Genomic DNA, 19,519 nt, shown 5'->3' with positions numbered 1-19,519 from the left:
AGTTAAGTATGTTCAAGCCTGCATTTCGCTGATGCCGACCTGTTGCAGTGCATGCGCCAGGTCAATCACCTGACGTTGTTCGGTGTCTTTGATCTGCTGCAATTGCTGGCCGAGGCTCGGCGCGCCAAATACGCCGCGCAGCCCGTGGGCCGGGTCGCCCTGGCCTTTGATCGATCGGCTGTCGAATGCCTTGAGGCCGCTGTCATCGCCGCCGGTTTCACGGTTGAACAGGCTCGACAAGGTGCTTGAGCCAAACACCCCGCCATCGCCGCCGCCGAAGCCCAGGAAGCCTTTGCCGGAACCGTCGCCGAAGTTATCGCTGCTGGTGAACACCTGGGCGATAAAACTTGGGCTGATGGCGCCCTTGTTGATAAAAATGTCACCCAGCGGGCGGATACCGTCGCCCAGTACGCGCTGTTCAAACAACGGCGCGAATGTCAGGGGTGAACCGAGGTTGCCGGATGGCGACGTGAAGACGTCCGGTTGCAGCGGCAGGTGCGGTATGTCGACGACAGGCCTTGCAACGCCACCGGTTAGGGTCAACGGGTCAGCCGTCACCGTGACGCTGTTGATGGCGTAGGCGTTGGACTGGCTGATGCCTTCGCCGGCGTTGCCGGCCAAGTCGCGGATCGCGCTGTTGTCGATGCTGATAACGTTGCTGGCGACATTCACGTTGTTGTTCGGCGTCAGCGTCGCGGTCCAGTAATAGCCGCCCTCGCCACTTTGCAGATTGGAGAGCGTGCCGTTCTGCACGCTCAGGCTGGACAGGTCAAAGCCGCGCACGGGCTCACTGAACCAGATAAACACCTCGGTGCCCTGCCCGGCCTTGAGTTGGGTACCCGACACTTCGATGTACACCTGCGGGCCTTGGGTATCAACGGCAAAGTAGTTCGAGTAGGCAAACGTGCCGGCTGACGTGTTACCTGCCGCATCCGTCACGCCTTTGCCGTTGAGTACCACCGTGTCATACCAGTTCTGCAGATGATCTTTAGGTGTCAGCGTGGCCGTCCAGGTGAGGCCGCCATCGACACTTTTCAGGTTGCTCAGCACACCACTGCCGACACTCAGGTTTTCCAGTTTGAGGCCTGAAACCGCCTCATTGAACGTAATGGTGACGTTGGCCGTATCGCCGGTGGCGAGTTCGGCCTTATCGACCACAATCGTGGCCGTGGCCGGGCGGGTATCAATCGCGTAATTGTTGGATGTGCTGGTACCCAAACCCGCGTTGCCGTTGAGGTCACGTACTTGAGTATTGTCCAGGCTCACGACATTGCTGGTGTCGTCGATGTGCCGTTGCGGTGTCAGTGTTGCGGTCCAGGTGATGCCACCGTCCACGGTTTTCAGGCCACTCAGCCAGGCGTTCTGCGCCAGCGGGCCGTTGTAGAACTCGACGGCCTCGCTGAAGGTGATGGTCACCGTCGCCTGCTCGCTGCCGCCAAGGCTGGTCTTGTCGACAACAATGGTGGAGGTCGGGCGCTGGGTGTCCACGATGTAATTGCGTGAGGTAGTGATACCCGCGCCCGTGCTGCCACCGTAGTAGGTCACGCCGGCATTGTTGAGCCGCACCACGTTCTGGGTGCTGGTGGTATTGGTGAACGGTGTAAGCGTTGCCTGCCAGCTGAAGCCACTGTCACTGGTGCGCAGGTTGGACAGCACGCCGTTGTCGGCACTGAGGTCGCTCAGGTCAAAGTTGCTGACCGCCTTGTTGAAGTAGATGGAAACGGTGCTCGACCCGCCCACCGTCAAACGCTCGGAGCTCAGGTAGACGTGGGCACTTAGCGGCGCGTGATCGACCTGATAGGAGATCATTGAGCCTGCATCGAACGAGTAATTGGTATTGCCGGCCAGGTCCTTGACATAAGCCAGGGACAAACCAATCAGATAGCTCCCCGAGGAGCCAGCGCCCGGCGTCGGGGTCAGTGTCGCCTGCCAGGTGACGCCACCATCGAGGCTATAGAACTGGCTCAGTGTGGCTGATTGCAGGTTGACGATGGCGCGGTTGTCGAACCCGGTGACCGGCTCGGAAAAGGTCACGGTGACGCTGGCGGTCTCGCCCGGCTCCAGCAAGGTATCGGAAAGCTTCCAGGTGGCCGTGGGTATAACGGTGTCTACCGCAAAAACCGGCGACACCGCATTTACAGTGCCTCTGTTGCCGCTGGCGTTTTGAACGGTGCTGGTGTCCAGCGTGATGACATTATTGGGCGCCATCACGTTCGCATTCGGCGTGAACACAGCCGTATAAAGTGTGTCGCTGTAACGGGTCAATTGGCTGAATGTGCCATTAGGGGCCCGCAAACTGTTCAGATTAAAGCCCTGAACCGCCTCGGAGAAACGCACCGTTACGATTTGTATTTCGGCCTTATTGATGACCGTGTCGTAGATCTCAAGGGTTGCCGTAGGGTGCGAGGTCTGGATGTTGAACGCGTTGGAGCTGATCAAGCCCGAACCGGCGTTCCCCGCAAGGTCATTCACGCTGGCGTTATTCAAGGTAATCACATTGCCGGTGGCATTGAGGCCATCGTTGGGCGTAAACACGCCGGTCCAGGTGCGGCCGCCATCGCTGGAGGTCATTGTGCTGAGGCTGCCGTTGCCAACCAACAGGTCGCTGTTGTCGAAACCCGTCACCGCTTCCGAGAATGTGACCGTGACAAGACTGGTTCCGCCGGCGGTCAAGAGTGGGTTGGCAATTACGATGGTAGCGGTCGGCGGCTGGCTGTCGATACTGTAGTTGTTGGAGTCGTTGGTGCCGGTGCCAGTGTTGCCAGCCAAGTCATTGATGCCGGTGTTGTTCAGCGTGATCAAGTTGGTGGTATCGGTAATACCGGCTGTCGGCGTGAAGGTCGCCGTCCAGGTAATGCCGCCATCGCTGCTGCTCACCGCGCTCAAAGTGCCATTGGCAACCGTAAGGTCGGCGTTGGTGAAGCCCGTGACGGCTTCGGAGAAGGTCACGGTTACCAGTGAGGTCCGGCCTGCGACGAGGGCCGTGTCCGCCACCACGATTGTCGCGGTCGGGCGCGCTGTATCGATCGCGTAGTTGTTGGAGTCGGTGGTGCCGCTGCCAGCGTTACCGCTCGCGTTCTGCACGCCGCTATTGTCCAGCGTGATCAGGTTGGTGGCGTCGGTAATGCTGGTGGTCGGCGTAAAGAACGCCGTCCAGGTGATGCCGCCGTCGCTGCTGCTGACCGCACTTAACGTGCCGTTGGCGATGGTCAGGTCGGTGTTGCTGAAACCGGTGACGGCCTCACTGAAGGTGATGGTCACCAGTGAGGTCTCGCCGATTTTCAGCGCGTTGTCGGCAACGACGATGGTGGCGGTCGGCAGCACGGTGTCGATGGTGTAGTTGGGTGAGCTGGTAGTACCGGTACCGGTGTTGCCGGCCAGATCGGTGACACCGGTATTGTTCAGCACAATCAGGTTGGTGGCATCTTTGATACCCACAGTAGGGGTAAAGGTCGCGGTCCAGGTGATACCGCCATCACTGGAGGTGACGTTACTCAGTGTGCCGTTGGCGATACTCAGATCAGCATTGTTGAAACCCGTCACCGCTTCGCTGAAGGTGATGGTCACCAGCGAGGTTTCACCGGCACTGAGCTGGCTGTCGGCGAGCACGATGGTCGCGGTCGGGCGCTGGCTGTCGACCGCATAGTTGTTGGAGTTGGTGGTACCGCTGCCGGCGTTGCCCGCCACGTCGGCAATGCCGGTGTTGTCAAGCGTAATCAGGTTGGTGGCATCGGTGATACCCGCGGACGGCGTGAAGGTGGCCGTCCAGGTGATACCGCCGTCGCTGCTGCTCACCGCGCTGAGTGTGCCGTTGGCGATGGTCAGGTCGGCATTGGTGAAACCGGTCACGGCTTCGCTGAAGGTGATGGTTACCAGGCTGGTCTGGCCGACGCCGAGTGCGGTGTCGGCCACCACGATGGAGGCGGTCGGACGCACGGTGTCGATGGCGTAATTGTTCGAATCGGTGGTGCCGCTGCCAGCGTTACCGCTCGCGTTCTGCACGCCGCTGTTGTCCAGCGTGATCAGGTTGCTGGCGTCGGTAATGCTGGTGGTGGGCGTGAACGTCGCGGTCCAGGTAATGCCGCCATCGCTGCTGCTGACCGCACTCAAGGTGCCGTTGGCGATGGTCAGGTCGGCGTTGCTGAAACCGGTGACCGCCTCGCTGAAGGTGATGGTCACCAGCGAGTTTTCGCCGATTTTCAGCGCAGTGTCGGCCACGATGATGGTTGCGGTCGGCTGCACAGTGTCGATGGTGTAATTGTTGGAGTTGGTGGTGCCGCTGCCGGCGTTGCCTGCCAAGTCGGCGACGCCGGCGTTATTCAGGGTGATCAGGTTGGACGCGTCGTTGATGCCCACCGTAGGCGTGAAAGTCGCCGTCCAGGTGATGCCGCCATCGCTGCTGCTCACCGCCGTCAACGTGCCGTTGGCAATGCTCAGGTCGGCGTTGGTGAAACCCGACACGGCTTCACTGAAGGTAATGCTCACCAGCGAGGTTTCACCGGCACTGAGGGTGCTGTCGGCGACCACGATGGTCGCAGTCGGGCGCTGGGTGTCGATCGCGTAATTGTTCGAGTCGGTGGTACCGCTGCCGGCGTTGCCCGCCAGGTCGGCAATGCCGGTGTTGTCCAGGGTAATCAGGTTGGTGGTATCGGTGATGCTGGCGCTCGGGGTGAAAGTTGCCGTCCAGGTGATACCGCCGTCGCTGCTGCTCACCGCCGTCAGCGTGCCGTTGGCAATGGTCAGGTCGGCGTTGGTAAGACCGCTGACGGCCTCGCTGAAGGTGATGGTGACCAGCGAGGTTTCGCCGATGCGCAGGCTAGTGTCGGCCAGCACGATGGTCGCCGTCGGACGCACGGTGTCGATGGCGTAATTGTTCGAATCCGTGGTGCCACTGCCCGCATTGCCGGCCAGGTCCGCGACGCCGGTGTTATTCAGCGTGATCAGGTTGGTCGCGTCGGCAATGCTGGCGGTCGGCGTGAAGGTGGCCGTCCAGGTGACGCCGCCGTCGCTGCTGCTCACCGCCGTCAGCGTGCCGTTGGCGAGGCTCAGGTCGGCGTTGGTAAAGCCGGTCACCGCTTCGCTGAAGGTGATGGTCACCAGCGAGGTTTCACCGATTTTAAGCGCGTTGTCGGCCACCACAATCGTGGCGGTCGGACGTGCGGTGTCGATGGCATAGTTGTTGGAGTTGGTCGTTCCACTGCCAACGTTGCCGGCCAGGTCAGCGATGCCGGTATTGTTCAGCGTGATCAGGTTGGTGGTGTCGGTGATGCTGGCGGTTGGCGTGAGGGTGGCCGTCCAGGTAATGCCGCCATCGCTGCTACTCACTGCCGTCAGCGTGCCGTTGGCGATGGTCAGGTCGGCGTTGGTGAAACCGCTCACCGCCTCGCTGAAGGTGAAGGTCACCAGAGACGTCTGGCCCAGCGCCAGGTTGGTGTTGGCCACGACAATGGTCGCCGTTGGACGTACGGTATCAATCGCGTAATTGTTCGAGTCGGTCGTGCCACTCCCGGCGTTACCCGCCACATCGGCGATGCCGGTGTTGTCCAGCGTCACCAGGTTGGTGGTGTCGGTGATGCTCGCGGTCGGTGTGAACGTCCCCGTCCAGGTAATGCCACCATCGCTGCTGCTGACTGCCGTCAGGGTACCGTTGGCGATGGTCAGATCGGCGTTGGTAAAGCCGGTGACCGCTTCGCTGAACGTGAAGGTGACCAGCGACGTTTCGCCGACTCTCAATGCCGTGTCGGCGACCACAATGGTGACGGTCGGCCGCACGGTATCGATGGCGTAGTTGACGGAAGTGGTAGTGCCGACGCCCGCAACGCCGTCGTTGATGGCGGTCACCCCGGTGTTGTCGAGCGTGATGACGTTGGTGCTGTCGGTGATGCTGCTGGTCGGCGTGAAGGTCGCGGTCCAGGTGAGGCCACCGTCGCTGCTGCTCACAGAGGTCAGCGTGCCGTTGGCGATGGTCAGGTCGGCGTTGGTGAAACCGCTCACCGCGCGGCTGAAGGTGATGGTCACCAGCGAGGTTTCACCGATTTTCAAGGCTGTATCGGCGAGTACGATGGTGGCGGTAGGGGGTTCGACGTAAGCGGTGTTGAGAGTGCCGCCGTTGTTGTAGATCGCCGCGAGAGCGGTCGGCACACTGCCGGTAACGCCACCGCCCAATTCTGCACCGCCCGCACCGCTGCCGGCCGCGTTGCCGCTGATGGCACTGAAGTTGGACGAGGTAATCAGCACCGTGCCGCCCTGGTTCCAGATTGCGCCCACACCACGCCCGCCGTCGCCGCCGTTCAGGTTGTTACTGCCCTGGCCGCTGCCGCCACCGCCACCGCCACCCGCGCCGATGTTGTTGCTGATGACCGAAGTGCCGATAATTTTCAGGGTGCCGGTGGATGCATTGTAAATGCCGCCGGCAGCATTGCCGCCAACACCGCCAACCTTGTCCCAACCCGCACCACCACCGCCGCCACCGATGGAAATCGTGCCGTTGCTGGCCGTACCGCCATTGCCGCCGTTACTGTAATAAGAAACCCCCAGACCACCAGCGCCGCCCGTGCTGGAACCGCCGCGCCCACCCATGTGCGTCGCGTCATAGCCGCCGCCGTAACCGCCCACGCCACCGCTGCCGGCTTGCCCGCCCAATGTGCCAGTGCCCGGCCCGGCGGTGCCGCCATGGCCGCCACCCTGACCGCCAAGGCCACCGCCGCCGCCACCTGCACCGCCATAAAACGCACCCGTGACCCCGCCGCCGCCACCGCCGCCCGCCGCGGCGTTGCTGGTGACCGTGACGTTATTCAGGGTCAGGTTACCCGCGTTGAAAATCCCGCCGCCCATGGCGCCGGTTGCGCCGTAACCACCGTTGCCGCCGGTACCGGAAACCAGGCCCCGAGTGATGACCAAGCCATCAAGGGTGACCGTGCTGCCGGAGGTGATTTCGATTACGCGGCTGCGGTACTGACCGTCGAGGGTCACATCCGCCACACCGTCGTTGTTCAGGTCACCGTCCACGGTGATGTTCTTATTGACCAGCAATTCCGAGGTCAACTGCACTGTCATGCCACTGCTGAAGGTGACGATATCGCCATTTTGCGCCGACGCAATTGCCGCACGCAGCGAACCCACCCCGGTGTTTGCGTTGTTGGTCGCGGTCCACGTGGCGAGGCCCCACTGGTAGTCGCTCATGGCTTTGGTCGACAGCACGTTGGCACTTTCGATGGTGCCGGTGGCGATCTCCAGGTCCCAATCGCCGCCCACGCCGGTGCGGTTGGTTGAAGCCGCCACGTCACGGCCGGTCAACTGCGCCAGGGAATCGACGAAATTCAGCCCGCGCTCGCCTTCGGCGGTGTAGCAGCCGTAGATCAGGATGTCGCCGCCAACATTCATGTCCTTGCCGATCTGCCCCAGCACCGCACTGCGGGCGGCCACGTTATCAGCCGACAGGTAGGTGGTCCCGAGCCACAGATCGCCCGCGTTGCCGTGGGCGATGATTTGCACCGAGCTGACGCCTTGATGCGTATCGAGGTAATCGGCAATTTGCTGCAGGCCGTCCTTGCTGCCGTCCAGTTGCACCACCTGGGTGCCGGGCGCGACACCTTGCAGCAAGCTGGCGGAGTCCTTTACCCGGGCGTCGACAAACACCACGGTTTGCCCCGCCACGGCCACAGGCGCAGCGGCCGGCGCGTCGGCTTGGCCATGGGTGTCTTTGCTCGCGGCGGGATGGTCGCCGGTCGGCGCCTTGGCCGCGTCAGCGGTGGGGTGGCTGTCGGGCTGCGCCACGTCGGCCACCGTGGCGGCGACGGCGCCGTCGAACAGCATGCGCGGTTCAAGAGGCATGATCATGGGCGCGACCCGCGCCCGTGCTACTTCGCTAACCCGCGACTTGCGATTGCTCCACCACATGCTGCTCACCCGGCGTCGAACGTTCTTTGGGAAAGAATAAAAATGCCGCGATCAGTTGATCGCGGCATTGGCCTTCATACGAATCACATTGGCGGCACTGGCTGAGCCGTCCTGCCAAAACGACAACTCGGTGTATTGCTGGAACAGGTCCGGCGGCAAAATAGTGCGCCGTGGCTGCAGGCGCACCTTGGGCTGGACCTTGTGCAAGCCGGATACACCCAGCGCCTGATCGAACTCGGGCGCGTCGTAGACGAGGTTGTCAAAGTCATGCTCGAACCACGGCTCGCCGATAAAGTTGTACACCAGCCGCAGCACTCGCTCCGGGGCCTGGCTGAGCAGGTCGTAATCGACAATCAGCAATGAGTCCGCATGTTCGCCGTAATAGGCTTCCTTGAGCGCCGCCCACGAGAAGCCCACCAAGCGATTGCGCTGCGCCAGGGTTTCACAACGGCTGTACACCGTGTTGCGTTCGACATCATCGCCAAACAGCTTGGTGTTTTCGAAGGGGTTGGCGCGGTACAGCCGTTCCAGGCTGTCCATGATCCAGGCGACATTGCGCACACAGGCAATGACTTTGGACTGGGGAAACAAATCATGCAGCGCTGGCATACGCGCGCACCACTGGCGGTTGGTGTCGAACACCAGCGGCGTGGCCTTGTCGGCGTAGTAGGAATCGAACAGGCCGCGTAGCAGGCGGCGACGGGTGTTGGCGTCAATCACCGCGCCAAACTCGCTGCCGGCGCTGCACTGCGCCAGCACGCCATTGAACAGAGTGCCTACGGGGCTGCTCATGCCTGCGTGAAAACGCGGGTTCTGCAACAAAATGGCAGAAAGCAGGGTCGAGCCGGAGCGGGGCAAACCCGAGATAAAGTGATACTGCAATCCGTTCACCACCGTGTAGGACAAAATCCATTTGTGGCCGAAGCGTAGCTGAGGATTGCAGTGCCGACTAGTGGTCATTTGCCACTATTTTGGCATTCGTTTAATGCCGATTCGAAATTAGCGGCAGCCCTCTGGCTGCGAGGGCTCTGGCCCGCGACACAGCACAAACAAGCGCGCCCGCGCCCCGCCGCCGTCCTGCTGCAAAAGTTGTTTCCAGCCGTCGGGAATCGGCGCGAAATCATCCGGCATTTCGTTGCTGCTGATCAGCCAGACGCGGCGTGTGTCCGCCGGTAATGCCGACAGACGGTCAAGATAAATGCGACCGCCGTCCTGATCCACCAGGGTGCCGAAACCGTAAGCGTTCGGACGGGTGGGCGTGCCATCGGGCTTTGGCGGGGTGTAGAGCTGAAGTTGGGCGTCGGTCTGGTCGTAATACACGTAGCTGAGGTACCACATCATGTCGCTGAGCACGATGCGGTCGTCTTCCTGGTAGTTACGGTTGACGAACTCCACCGGTGTGTTGAATTGATCATGCCCATCCACCGTGGCGTTGTTCTTCAGCCCCAGCAGCTCCACGCCGACGAACAGTATGAACAAAGCCCCGCCCAACAACGACAGGCGCGTGGGCATGCGATCAATGGCCAGGGCCACCAGTATCGGCAAGCCCAGGGCGTACACCGTCAGGTAGCGCTCGATAAATACCGGCGAGGCGAACGACACCGCATACACCAGCAGTAACGGCAGCAGCAGGAACAACGCCAGCAAACGGGCCGGGTAATGACGCTCGCGATCTTGCCAGGCGGTAGCGACCACAACACCGATCAACAGCAGCGGAAACAGCCAGAACAGTGGACGCCAGAAACCCACGCCTTCGTCCTGAAGCGTGAACTGCCAGATCATCGACGGTACGGAAATCAACGTGACCGGGTCTTCCCAGCCGATATCACCGCCGACCTTGAGTTGTTCCACATGCTGCACCAGATCCAGCAGGTTCGGCAGCCAGGGCAGGTACAACGCCACAATCAGCGCATTGGCGCACCACCACGACGGGCGAAGTATCAGGCGCTGGCCAGGGGCCTGGGACGGGCACAACAGCCCCAGGTAAGCCCAATGCACCAGCACGCACAGCGCCGTGAAGTAATGGGTATAGAACCCGGCCGCCATCAGCAGTACATACACCGCCAGGTAGCGCGTGCGTGCGGGTTGACGCACCCAGTACACCAGCGCCAGCGTGGCGCCCAGCAGCCACACGGCCAGCAAGGAGTACATGCGCACTTCCTGGCTGTAGCGCACGGCAGAGGGGAACAGCGCCAGCAATACGCCCGCCAGCACTGCGGCTCGCCGGGTGGACAGTTTGCGCGTCAGCCAGACGCCCAGGCCCACGGCGACCACACCGGGAATGGCGCTCATGCTGCGAATCGACCAGATGCTGTCGCCAAACAGCTCGATCCAGCCGCGCAGCATGAAAAAGTACAGGGGTGGGTGCACGTCATGGGCGGCGTGAAACCAAAGGTCGTCCATGGCGTATTCGCTGAGCAGCAGGCTTGAGCCTTCGTCACCCCAGATCGCCGCCGCTGTCAGGCCATAGAAACGTACCGCCAGGGCCAGCGCCAGAATCGGCACCCACCACAAACGGCTGAGCCATCCGGCACCTTCCCAGGCGTCCGAGAGGCGATTGACTGCGGTAAATGCCGTCACTTTGTCGTCTTGTTCTACCACAGACCGTCGCACCTCAATTCCTCTGACCTTGCCCGGTTGCCGGGCAAACCCTGCACATACTTAAACAAGCGCCACCTACTTAAACAAGCGCCACTCTAGGACAAAAGCCCCGGTTTCGCTCGCTGTTTCGCAACCGCCGAGCGGCGCGTAAAAGCTGCGACTACGCTCTGCGATGACACCAGATCACTTGGCGTCACACACCGTATAGCCAACCATAAGGATGCGCGAACCATGGAAGTATTTATCGGCACCATTCAACCCTTTGCATTTGATTTCGCGCCCAGGGACTGGGCCCTGTGCAATGGCCAGGCCATGCCTATCGCCCAATACCAGGCGTTGTTTTCGCTGCTCGGCGTTATCTACGGCGGCAATGGCACCACAACCTTTCTGCTGCCCAACCTGCAAGGCCGCATGCCCATCGGCCAAGGCCCCGGCGCGGGCCTCACACCTCGCGTTATCGGGCAAGTCTCCGGAACAGAATCCGTGACCGCCACCCTGCTTAACCTGCCCACCCATACGCACGCCATTGCACCGATTACCGTCACCACGTCGGTGCAACTGGCCGTCCCCGCCACTAACCCGGTGACGTTACCCACCGCGACCAACTCATTTATCGGTGCTTCCGGCGGCGGCCCGGGCAGTGCTTCGATCTATTCGGACCAGCAAGGCGCCACGCCTGTAGCGCTCCAAGGGGTCAGTAACACCGTAGGTGGAGGCGCAATCACCCCCACCGGCCAAGGCCAACCCCTGGGCATCATGAACCCGTTTCTGGCGATCAACTTCAGCATTGCCCTGAACGGGATCTTTCCGTCGCGTAGCTAACCCCCCTGGCCGGGGCCTGCGGGCTCCGGCACTTGTGAAGCGGAGATCACCATGCTGAACCTGGTTACCCCGGAACACTTCCGGCCTTTGCTGGATCGCACCAGCGTCTTGTATCTGCCCGACGGCTCGGCGCTGCCGATCCAGGTCCAAAGCCTCACGGACGCACCCAAAGCCACGTTTCCCGGCAGCCCGCGCGGCGCATTCCGCGTGTTGCTGGAAAGCCTTGAGCCCACAGATTTCGTTGATGGCTTGTGCCGTTTGCCATTGGCGGCAGCCTGCCTTGAAGACGTATTTGTGTCCCGCGAACCCGCGATGGGCCGCGACAGCGGGCGGGGCTATTTCTGCATCGTGTTCAACTGAGCCGGGTACCACGCCAGGCGTTGCGCGGCGGGCGTCTCTTCCTCTACCCGAAACCCCAGCGCCAGGTAATGCTGGCGCGCGTGGGGGTTGCTCGCCCACACCACCGTGGTCACCGGGCACAGCACCTGCGTGGCGGCCTGTTGCACACCTTGCAGCACCGCGCGGCCAAAGCCTTGACCGCGCGCGGCCGGGATAAATGCCAGGTACAGCACACGGATTTCATGGGGCCCGAAGTCGGCACTCAACGCGCCGACGGGCGTGCCGAGTTTTTCGATGACATAGTGCAGCGCCCCCGGAAAATGCTCGTCCATGCCCTTTTCCTGCACCTGGAATTGCTGGGCGATCACCTCTTCCACCAACGCCTGCTCACCGTCGATCCACTGCAAATCCGCACGCGCCGAGCGGTAAAGGCTGTGCAAAAACGGCCCGTCGGTATCGCGCGAAGGGCGCACCACCAGGCCCAGGGCAGTGTCTTTGTTCAACATGGCATTCAACTCCTGTCAGAAACCGCTTTCCCTTACGCCCAACGCCGCCGCGCGTCGCCAGGCCACGCCCAACACCGATTCGCTGCGCCCTTGCAACACCACCACACCACGCAGCGGCTGATGCGGCGTCTCGAGGGTTTGCAAGCTTTTCATGCGCGCGCCGTACTGCGCCTGCACAGGCTCTGGGCGCTGGTTTTCATCGCGGCGCACCGCAATCGGCCCGTGGTGGTCGGAGGTCAGCGCCTCCAGGTCCAGATAGGCCACACCGTTGGCGTCGATATCCGTCAGCTCTACCGGGATGGCCGCGTGCATCGGGTCATCGGCAATAAATCGCCCGGTCGCGCCCGGCGCCACGCGCCACAGCTCGGCCTCGGCCAAGTAACCGCGCAGGCGCGCGCCCTCTTCCACCACTTGCGCGAGCGGGTCCTTGGGCGACAGCCAACGGCCCACGCTCAGTTGCGGCAACACATCGCGCACTGTGCCGGCATGCGGCGCGCGCAGCAGCAGGCGCTCACGCTGGGCGGCCAGGCCACGGTATTCGGCCAATGCCTGGGACAGGCGCTGATCATTGATGCCGGCGTCCGCCGCCGTTTCACTGCGCCCGGCCTGACGGCGCATCTGTAACTGCAAGATGTCCACTTCGCGGCGCACGATGCTTTGCCTCGCATCCAGGTCCGGCGACTCCAGTTCAATCAGCACCTGGCCCTGGGTCACCACCTGCCCGTCCACCACGCGCAACTGCTTGACCCGCGCCGCCACCGGCGCATGCAGCGCACTGGCGCGGCCGGCGTCAAGCATGGTCGGCAGCTCAACCGCGCTGCGCCACGGCACCACCAGCGCCAGCACGATCAGCACCACGCCCAGGCTGCTCAGCAGCACCCGTGGCGCATGGGCCTGGCTGCGGCGGCTCCACCACTCGCGCCACTCCTTGAAAATCGGCAAAAAGATGAACCACACCAGTTCCACCACCATCAGGAAAATCCCGAGCAGCTTGAAGAACAGGTGATACACCGCCAGCGCGATCCCCAAAAACAGCGCCGCGCGCCACAGCCACGCCAGATAGCCCCACCCCAGCAAGCGCCGCTGCATCGTCGGCGACCAAGGCTCCGGCGCCGGTTCGCCATAGCCGAACAGCAGCTCACGCAAGCGCCAGCGGCACAGCGCAAAGGCGCGGCCTTGCAGGTTATCCACCCCCCACAAATCACTGATCAAAAAGTAACCATCAAAGCGCATGAACGGGTTGAGGTTGATCGCCAAAGTCGTCAGCCAAGTGGCGCTCGCCAGCATGAACGCGGCCGTGCGCGCCGGGCCGTCCGGCAGCAGCGACCACACCAGCAAGGCGATGCACGCCAGCAGCAGCTCGGCCATCACCCCGCCGGCGCCGATCATCAGCCGCGCGCGGCGGTCATTGACCCGCCAGGCATCACTCACGTCGGTGTAGAACATCGGCAGCAGCACCATGAACGCCACGCCCATGCTCTGCACTCGGCACCCCGCGCGCTTGGCCATAAAGGCATGGCCAAATTCATGGCACAGCTTGGCGAAGAACAGCGCCACGCCGAACGCCAGCGCGCCGCCGAGGCTGAACAGGTGCGGGAAAGTCGCCAGAAAGCGCTGCCAATCCCGCGCCACCAGAAAGATGCCAAGCCCCAGAATGATCGGCAAACCGTAGCGCAACAGCCCCGGGCCGAAGCGCGCCAGCCACGGCCAGGCGCGGTTGAGAAAGGCATCCGGACGCCACAGCGGAATACGAAAAAACAGGTATTGATGCAGCAGGACTTTGCCCAGGCTCTGTTTCTGCGCGGCGGATTTATAGAGGTAGCTGGCGCGCTGCTGCGGGTCGAGGGCGGTGATCAGGTCGTGGGCGCGCAAAAAAACCAGCAGCTCTTCCACTTCGCTGCCGCCCAGCGGCAAACCCGGCTCGCGGTTGGCGGCTTGCAGGACTTTTTCCGGATCGCCCAATGACCAGTGGCGCAGCAAGCGAATGGCAGTGGCGCCAAGTTTGAAATAGCGCCCGCGCACCGGGTCGGCCAGGGTCCAGCGCGGCGAGCCATCCAGCGCCGCACCGGCACTCGACAGTTGCAGGTCTTCGCGCAATTTGGGCAGGTTCATCAGAGGCCGACGCTCTGACGCAGGCCCGCCAGCGGCCGACGCAATAGATAGAGGGCCAGCGGCGCGCGATCACCAAAGATTTTCGCGGTACCGCGCAGGCCGATACGCGGCGGCGCTTCATCGAACTGCGCATCCAGGCGATAGGCCAGTTGCCCGCCCGGCGTGGGCTGCGCTTCATAGGCCGCGCGTTGCAACGTGGCGAGATGACGTTGCAACGGGTCGCTGTCGAGAAACAGTGCCACCTGAGCGTTGGGCGCCAAAGCAATCGCATCGCCCACCGCCAGTTCAATGCGCAACTCGGCCTGGCCGGGGTCGGCGATCTGCAACAGGCGCTCGCCGGTCTGCACCGGTTTGCCGGTCCAGCGCTCGGCGTCGGCGAACACAGCGATGCCGTCGCGTTCGGCGCGCACTTCGCTGCGTTTGAGCAGCTCGCGGGCGTAGTCGCGTTCGGCGCGTTTTTGCTCGACGCGCGCCGCCAGCAGGTCGATGCGCGAACTCGATTCGGCATCGGCAAACGCACGCTGGGAATTGGCCTTGAGTTCAGCCTCGGCCACGCCCAAGGCGCGCGCCGCCACATCCGCCTGCGCGGTGAGGGTGGTGCTCTCAAAGCGCAGCAACAGGTCGCCGGTTTTGACCGTCTGGTTCGGTTTGACCAAAAACTCGGCAATCACCCCATCCAGCGGCGCGGCCACCACTTGCCCGGCCAACGGCACCACTTCGGCAGGCGCCAACACCGATTGGCGCACCGGAATCAGCAGCAACAACAGCAACACGACGACCACGCCCACCTGGCGCTTGCGGGTCAGGCGCAGGCGCCAGGGCTGGCGCGGTTGCAACGCATGCCAGGCATGGCTGTAGGTGTCGCCGAGTTGCGCCAGCAGCACTTGCTCAGCCGGGTTCCACGGCGTCTCCCGCGCCAGCCACAAACCGCCGAACACGCGGCCCTGGGGATCGATTAGCGGCAACCAGAACACCTGGCCGGCAGACAAACTCTGCCAGTCAGCCTGCACTGCCTCGCTCAACTGCTCGGCCGGCACCACGCGGGCGGTCTGGCCCAGCCCGCGTTTGTGCAATTGCGCCACGGCCTGTTCGACAAAGGCTACAAACGGCGCATTCGGGTCAACGCTGCTGACCGCCGTCACCGCCTGCACCTTGCCGGCGATCAATAGCGCCGCGTGCCGATAGCCGAACAGCGGCTGGCTGTCATTGACCAGGCTGTAGGCCAGTTGCTCGGTGGTGCGTGCGGCGCGGGTCTGGCGCTCAAGGTCGAGAAATTGCGCGAACACGCGCTCGGTGTTGCCCGGCAGAGGCGCGTTCATTGCAGTTGCGCAAAATGGGCGGTGCCGCTCATGCCCGCCATCAAGCCCGTGGCGTTGGGCAGAGTAGCGACCAGCAGCAGCGTCTGGCTGCCTTCATCGATACGCGCGCCGAGGCGTTTGACCGTGGCGCTGAACGCCTGGCCGGTTTCATCGGGCGTGAAGCTGAAAGTCTGGCCGGGCTTGAGCTTGCCCATCCAGCGCGAGGGCACCAGCAGGTGGATTTCCAGGCTGTGGTTGTCGACGATTTCCAGCAGTGGCGCGCCAGCCGATACGCTCTCGTAGCGCTGGACCTTGCGCTGCACCACTTGCCCGTCAAACGGCGCCAGCACGCTGCAGCGTTTGACCTGCACCTGGTAGACCTGGGACTGGGCCTGGGTTTCGGTGAGTTTGGCTTCGGCGCGGGCGACTTCAAAGCGCCCGACCGAATTGAGCGCCGCCAGCTGTTTGTTGTGGGCCAGTTCTTCACCGGCGCCACGGCTGGACGCTTGGGCTGCATTCAACTGGGCCTGATAGGCCGAGCAGTCGAACCGCGCCAGGGTGTCGCCTTTCTTGAATGACTCGCCTTCGCTGAACGGCAGCTCGACGATGCGCCCCGACAACTCGCTGGCCAACATCGCCTGGTCACGGGCGCGTAACACGCCGCGCGCCTCATCCGTGCCGGTGGCAACCGCAGGCGGGTGATCCAGCAGCGGGTCGTCCGCCATGACGACGCAGGCCGTGCCCATCAGGCAGGTAATGCTCAACGTCCATATTCGCAAATGCTTCATACGATCCTCCCTGACGATGAGGGCAGTCTATGTCAGGGAGGTTAAATTGCCACTACCCAAAATCGGACAAATCAGCAATTTGTGTAGGCCTTCACCGAAGCCATTGTCGGTTCACGCTATGATTGGCCCCCTCCAAGGACTCAGGATCAAGGACACGTCATGCGCATCGGCTTTTTGTCACCATTGGCACTCGCGTTGCTCGCCGGCATTTCCCAACAGGCCCAGGCCAGTTCGGACGACTCGTGCTACCCCGATTGGCGTGTGTCGCGTGACACGCTGGAAACGTGCAGCAACCTGCCCTTCCTGAGCCCGGGCAACGACAGCCGGGTCAACCTGCGCCTGCTGCTGGCCGACAAAAAGAACACGCCGCTGACCCCCAACGCCTTGAGCGAAGATGATTTGTCTCAAGGCTTCGGCCCGGTACCGTTTCCGGTGTACCGCCTCGTCCCGCGCGGCGAAGCTGAGGCCGAGAGCCCTCCGGTCGATCCCAAGGCGCTCACGCTGGATGCCCTGATCGAACCGTTGGGCATTACACGCACCGATAAAAAAGCCGCCGGCGATGCCTTCCTCAATGGCGAGGGCAGCCGCTGCCGCAGCAATGACGATGCCAGCGCCAATGCATTTGTCAGCCAGGTGATCAAGGCCGACCTGCCTGCCGTCGAGCGCGACCTGTTGATAAAAGCGCGTCTGCAATTGCTCACTGCGTGTGAGTGGACCGGCCCGGTGATAGAACCGCCGCAAGCCATCAAGTCGCCGCAAGGCCAACTCTTTAGCACCTACCTGCAAGCGGCTGCCGACTTCTATACCGGACGTTTTGCCGAAGCCGGAACGGGCTTCGTCGCCCTGCAAAACGCGTCTTCGCCGTGGCTGAAAGAGGCGGCGCTGTACATGACCGCGCGCAATGCGCTGAACCTGGCTCAGGACAATGTCTACGACGAAGAGGGCGTGCCGCTGCCTGAGCGTGTGGATAAATCTGCACTGGCGGATGCTGGCCGTGGCTTCGACACCTACCTGAACACTTATCCACAGGGCGAATACGCCGCCTCCGCGCGCGGCCTGTTGCGCCGTGTGTACTGGTTGCAATACGACCACGACAAGCTCGCCGAGGCGTACGCCTGGCAGTTGACCCAGGCGACGGATGCGCAGCGCAACGTGAGCCTGGACGAGTTGGTGGAAGAAACCGACCTTAAATTCCTGATGGTCAACAGCGAAACCGTCAAGACGCCGATGATTCAGTTTGTCAGCGACCTGATGGTCATGCGCGGCGGCGGCCAGCCGGCTCTCGCCCGCAGCGACCTGGAAAAGCAGAAAGCCGCGTTCGCAAGCGAGCCGGACCTCTACGACTACTTGCTCGCCGTAAGCGCGTTGTATACCGAACATGATCCGGACGCTGCCTTGAAGCTGTTGCCGCAGAGCGTGCCGTCGAGCCTGAACTACTTCGCCTTCAGCCAGCAAACCCTGCGCGCCCTCGCCCTGGAAGCCAAAAGCGACTGGAAAGGCGCGCAAGCGCTGTGGCTGCAATTGCTGCCGCTGGCCAAACTGCCGCTGCAACGCGATCAATTGGAATTGGCCCTAGCCATGAACTACGAGCGCAGCGGCCAGTTGGCCAACGTGTTCGCCGCCGACTCGCCGATAAGCGCCAAGCAGGTGCGTTACATCCTGCTGCGCAACGTCGCCGGCCCCGACCTGCTGCGCCAGCAAATCGCCAAGGCCAGCGACCCCGTGGAACGTGAGACCGCGCAATTCGTGCTGCTCTACAAAGACCTGCTGCGCGGCCACTTCGCCACTTTCGCCGACGACCTCAAGCAACTGCCGGCCCCAGTGCCTGAAGACAAGCTGGGCACCAGCCTGGGTTACGTCTACACCTCCGGTCAGAGCCTGAAACTGTTCCAATGGAACGGTGACAAAGCCGAGTCTGGCTATGCCTGCCCGAGCATCGCGCAAACGGCCGCCACCTTGCAAAGCGACGCGAAAAACCCGCAAGGCCTGAACTGCTTCGGCGAGTTCATCCTGCGCAACGGCCTGGATGGCATGCCACTTGAGCAAGCGCGCGCCGCCGGCAGCCTTGGCAGCACCGCGTCGCAGTTTCCGGGTGAAACCTTCTCGCGGCTCGACGGCTACAAGCAGGTGATCGCCAATGCCAAAGCGCCGAAAAATGACAAGGCGTATGCGCTGTTTCGCGCCATCAACTGCTATTCACCGTCCGGCTATAACAGCTGCGGCGGGGTCGACGTCGAACCGGCGGTGCGCAAAGCCTGGTTCCGCCAGCTGAAAACCGGTTTTGCCGACACCCAGTGGGGCAAATCGCTGCAGTACTACTGGTGAAGCACCTGTGGCTCGGCTTGCTGTTGCTGGCAAGCCCGGCCTTCGGCGCCGTCGACGCCCGCGACTACGACGCCTTCTGGCTGTGGAGCGGCGTCACGCCCCAGCCTGTGCTCAAACAGGCGAAAACCCTGTACATCCTTCAAGGCCAGATCAACTCCACCCGCCGCGCGCCCGAGCGCGGCGTGCAACTGATCGCCCAAGGCATGAGCGTGCCGCGCTTCACCCGCGGCGACATCTGGGTGGTCTACCGCGCCCACACCCTGCACTGGCCGAAACAGGTCTACACCCAACTGCTCGGGCAAGTGCAACGCTGGCGCGACGCGGGCAACCCGGTGGTCGGCATCCAGATCGACTTCGACGCCCGCACCCAATACCTGCACGAATACGCCGACTTCCTGCGCAACCTGCGCCAGCGCCTGCCCGCCGACCTGAAACTGAGCATCACCGGCCTGATGGACTGGAGCAGCAACGCCGACCCGGCCGCCATCGCCCAGCTCAAAGGCGTGGTGGATGAAGTGGTGGTGCAGACGTATCAGGGCCGCCATAGCGTTCCGGATTACGCAGCGTATTTGCCGCGGATGAACCGGCTGGGGCTGCCGTTCAAGGTGGGGTTGATTCAGGGCGGAGAGTGGGAAGCGCCAGGGTATTTAAAGGGGAATGAGTGGTTTCGGGGGTATGTGGTGTTTTTGCAGAATCCGTGATCACACAGCACCACCCAGGAAAACAGCGCCGTTGTGGCGAGCGGGCTTGCCCCGCGTTGGGTTGCGAAGCAACCCCAATGAATTCACCGCGCGTTTTCAGGCAGAACGCGGCGTCTGGTTTTGGGGCT

General features: G+C 62.7%; 11 protein-coding genes. 4 read left to right on the top strand and 7 right to left on the bottom strand.

The window, feature by feature from the left end:
- Nucleotides 1–12: 12 nt before the first annotated feature.
- The 3 genes from BFW87_RS12240 to BFW87_RS12230 all read right to left on the bottom strand — a co-directional run bounded on the left by BFW87_RS12240 (nucleotide 13) and on the right by BFW87_RS12230 (nucleotide 10,512).
- The gene (locus BFW87_RS12240; protein ID WP_439848378.1) at nucleotides 13–7,839 is read right to left on the bottom strand and encodes an Ig-like domain-containing protein; all 7,827 of its coding nucleotides are present in this window, start codon (nucleotides 7,837–7,839) and stop codon (nucleotides 13–15) included.
- A gap of 111 nt (nucleotides 7,840–7,950) precedes the next feature.
- Nucleotides 7,951–8,790 carry a sulfotransferase family protein gene (locus tag BFW87_RS12235; protein ID WP_176159748.1) on the bottom strand — a complete coding sequence of 280 codons (840 nt, stop codon included), beginning with the start codon at nucleotides 8,788–8,790 and terminating at the stop codon, nucleotides 7,951–7,953.
- Nucleotides 8,791–8,898: 108 nt separating this feature from the next.
- On the bottom strand, nucleotides 8,899–10,512 hold the full coding sequence (locus BFW87_RS12230; RefSeq protein ID WP_078740071.1) for a glycosyltransferase family 39 protein: 1,614 nt from the start codon (nucleotides 10,510–10,512) through the stop codon (nucleotides 8,899–8,901).
- Nucleotides 10,513–10,731: 219 nt separating this feature from the next.
- On the opposite strand from BFW87_RS12230, the gene BFW87_RS12225 reads away from it, so the two are divergent.
- On the top strand, nucleotides 10,732–11,322 hold the full coding sequence (locus tag BFW87_RS12225) for a phage tail protein (RefSeq protein WP_078740070.1): 591 nt from the start codon (nucleotides 10,732–10,734) through the stop codon (nucleotides 11,320–11,322).
- A gap of 51 nt (nucleotides 11,323–11,373) precedes the next feature.
- Nucleotides 11,374–11,682 carry a hypothetical protein gene (locus BFW87_RS12220; RefSeq protein ID WP_078740069.1) on the top strand — a complete coding sequence of 103 codons (309 nt, stop codon included), beginning with the start codon at nucleotides 11,374–11,376 and terminating at the stop codon, nucleotides 11,680–11,682.
- On the opposite strand, the gene BFW87_RS12215 is transcribed toward BFW87_RS12220, so the two are convergent.
- The 4 genes from BFW87_RS12215 to BFW87_RS12200 are packed head-to-tail and all read right to left on the bottom strand — an operon-like array spanning nucleotide 11,658 to nucleotide 16,365.
- Complete coding sequence (locus BFW87_RS12215) at nucleotides 11,658–12,167, bottom strand: GNAT family N-acetyltransferase (RefSeq protein ID WP_078740068.1); 510 nt, start codon at nucleotides 12,165–12,167, stop codon at nucleotides 11,658–11,660. The two genes, BFW87_RS12220 and BFW87_RS12215, sit on opposite strands and share 25 nt — an antisense overlap.
- Nucleotides 12,168–12,182: 15 nt before the next feature.
- Entirely contained in the window at nucleotides 12,183–14,279 is a 2,097-nt protein-coding gene (locus tag BFW87_RS12210) for an HlyD family efflux transporter periplasmic adaptor subunit (RefSeq protein ID WP_078740067.1), read from the bottom strand.
- Nucleotides 14,279–15,598, bottom strand: a complete 1,320-nt coding sequence (locus BFW87_RS12205) for an efflux RND transporter periplasmic adaptor subunit (protein ID WP_078740066.1) — start codon at nucleotides 15,596–15,598, stop codon at nucleotides 14,279–14,281. Before BFW87_RS12205 ends, BFW87_RS12210 begins: the two co-directional genes overlap by 1 nt.
- On the bottom strand, nucleotides 15,595–16,365 hold the full coding sequence (locus tag BFW87_RS12200; RefSeq protein WP_078740065.1) for an efflux RND transporter periplasmic adaptor subunit: 771 nt from the start codon (nucleotides 16,363–16,365) through the stop codon (nucleotides 15,595–15,597). Before BFW87_RS12200 ends, BFW87_RS12205 begins: the two co-directional genes overlap by 4 nt.
- Nucleotides 16,366–16,524: 159 nt before the next feature.
- Here BFW87_RS12200 and BFW87_RS12195 point away from each other — a divergent pair, with 159 nt between their 5' ends.
- Nucleotides 16,525–18,690, top strand: a complete 2,166-nt coding sequence (locus BFW87_RS12195) for an outer membrane assembly lipoprotein YfiO (RefSeq protein WP_078740064.1) — start codon at nucleotides 16,525–16,527, stop codon at nucleotides 18,688–18,690.
- Nucleotides 18,687–19,391 carry a DUF3142 domain-containing protein gene (locus tag BFW87_RS12190; RefSeq protein ID WP_078740063.1) on the top strand — a complete coding sequence of 235 codons (705 nt, stop codon included), beginning with the start codon at nucleotides 18,687–18,689 and terminating at the stop codon, nucleotides 19,389–19,391. Before BFW87_RS12195 ends, BFW87_RS12190 begins: the two co-directional genes overlap by 4 nt.
- Nucleotides 19,392–19,519: the final 128 nt, after the last annotated feature.

This window comes from Pseudomonas fluorescens (assembly GCF_002022275.1).
Lineage (GTDB): Bacteria > Pseudomonadota > Gammaproteobacteria > Pseudomonadales > Pseudomonadaceae > Aquipseudomonas > Aquipseudomonas fluorescens_AJ.
This window is presented reverse-complemented; position numbering and strand designations above follow the sequence as displayed.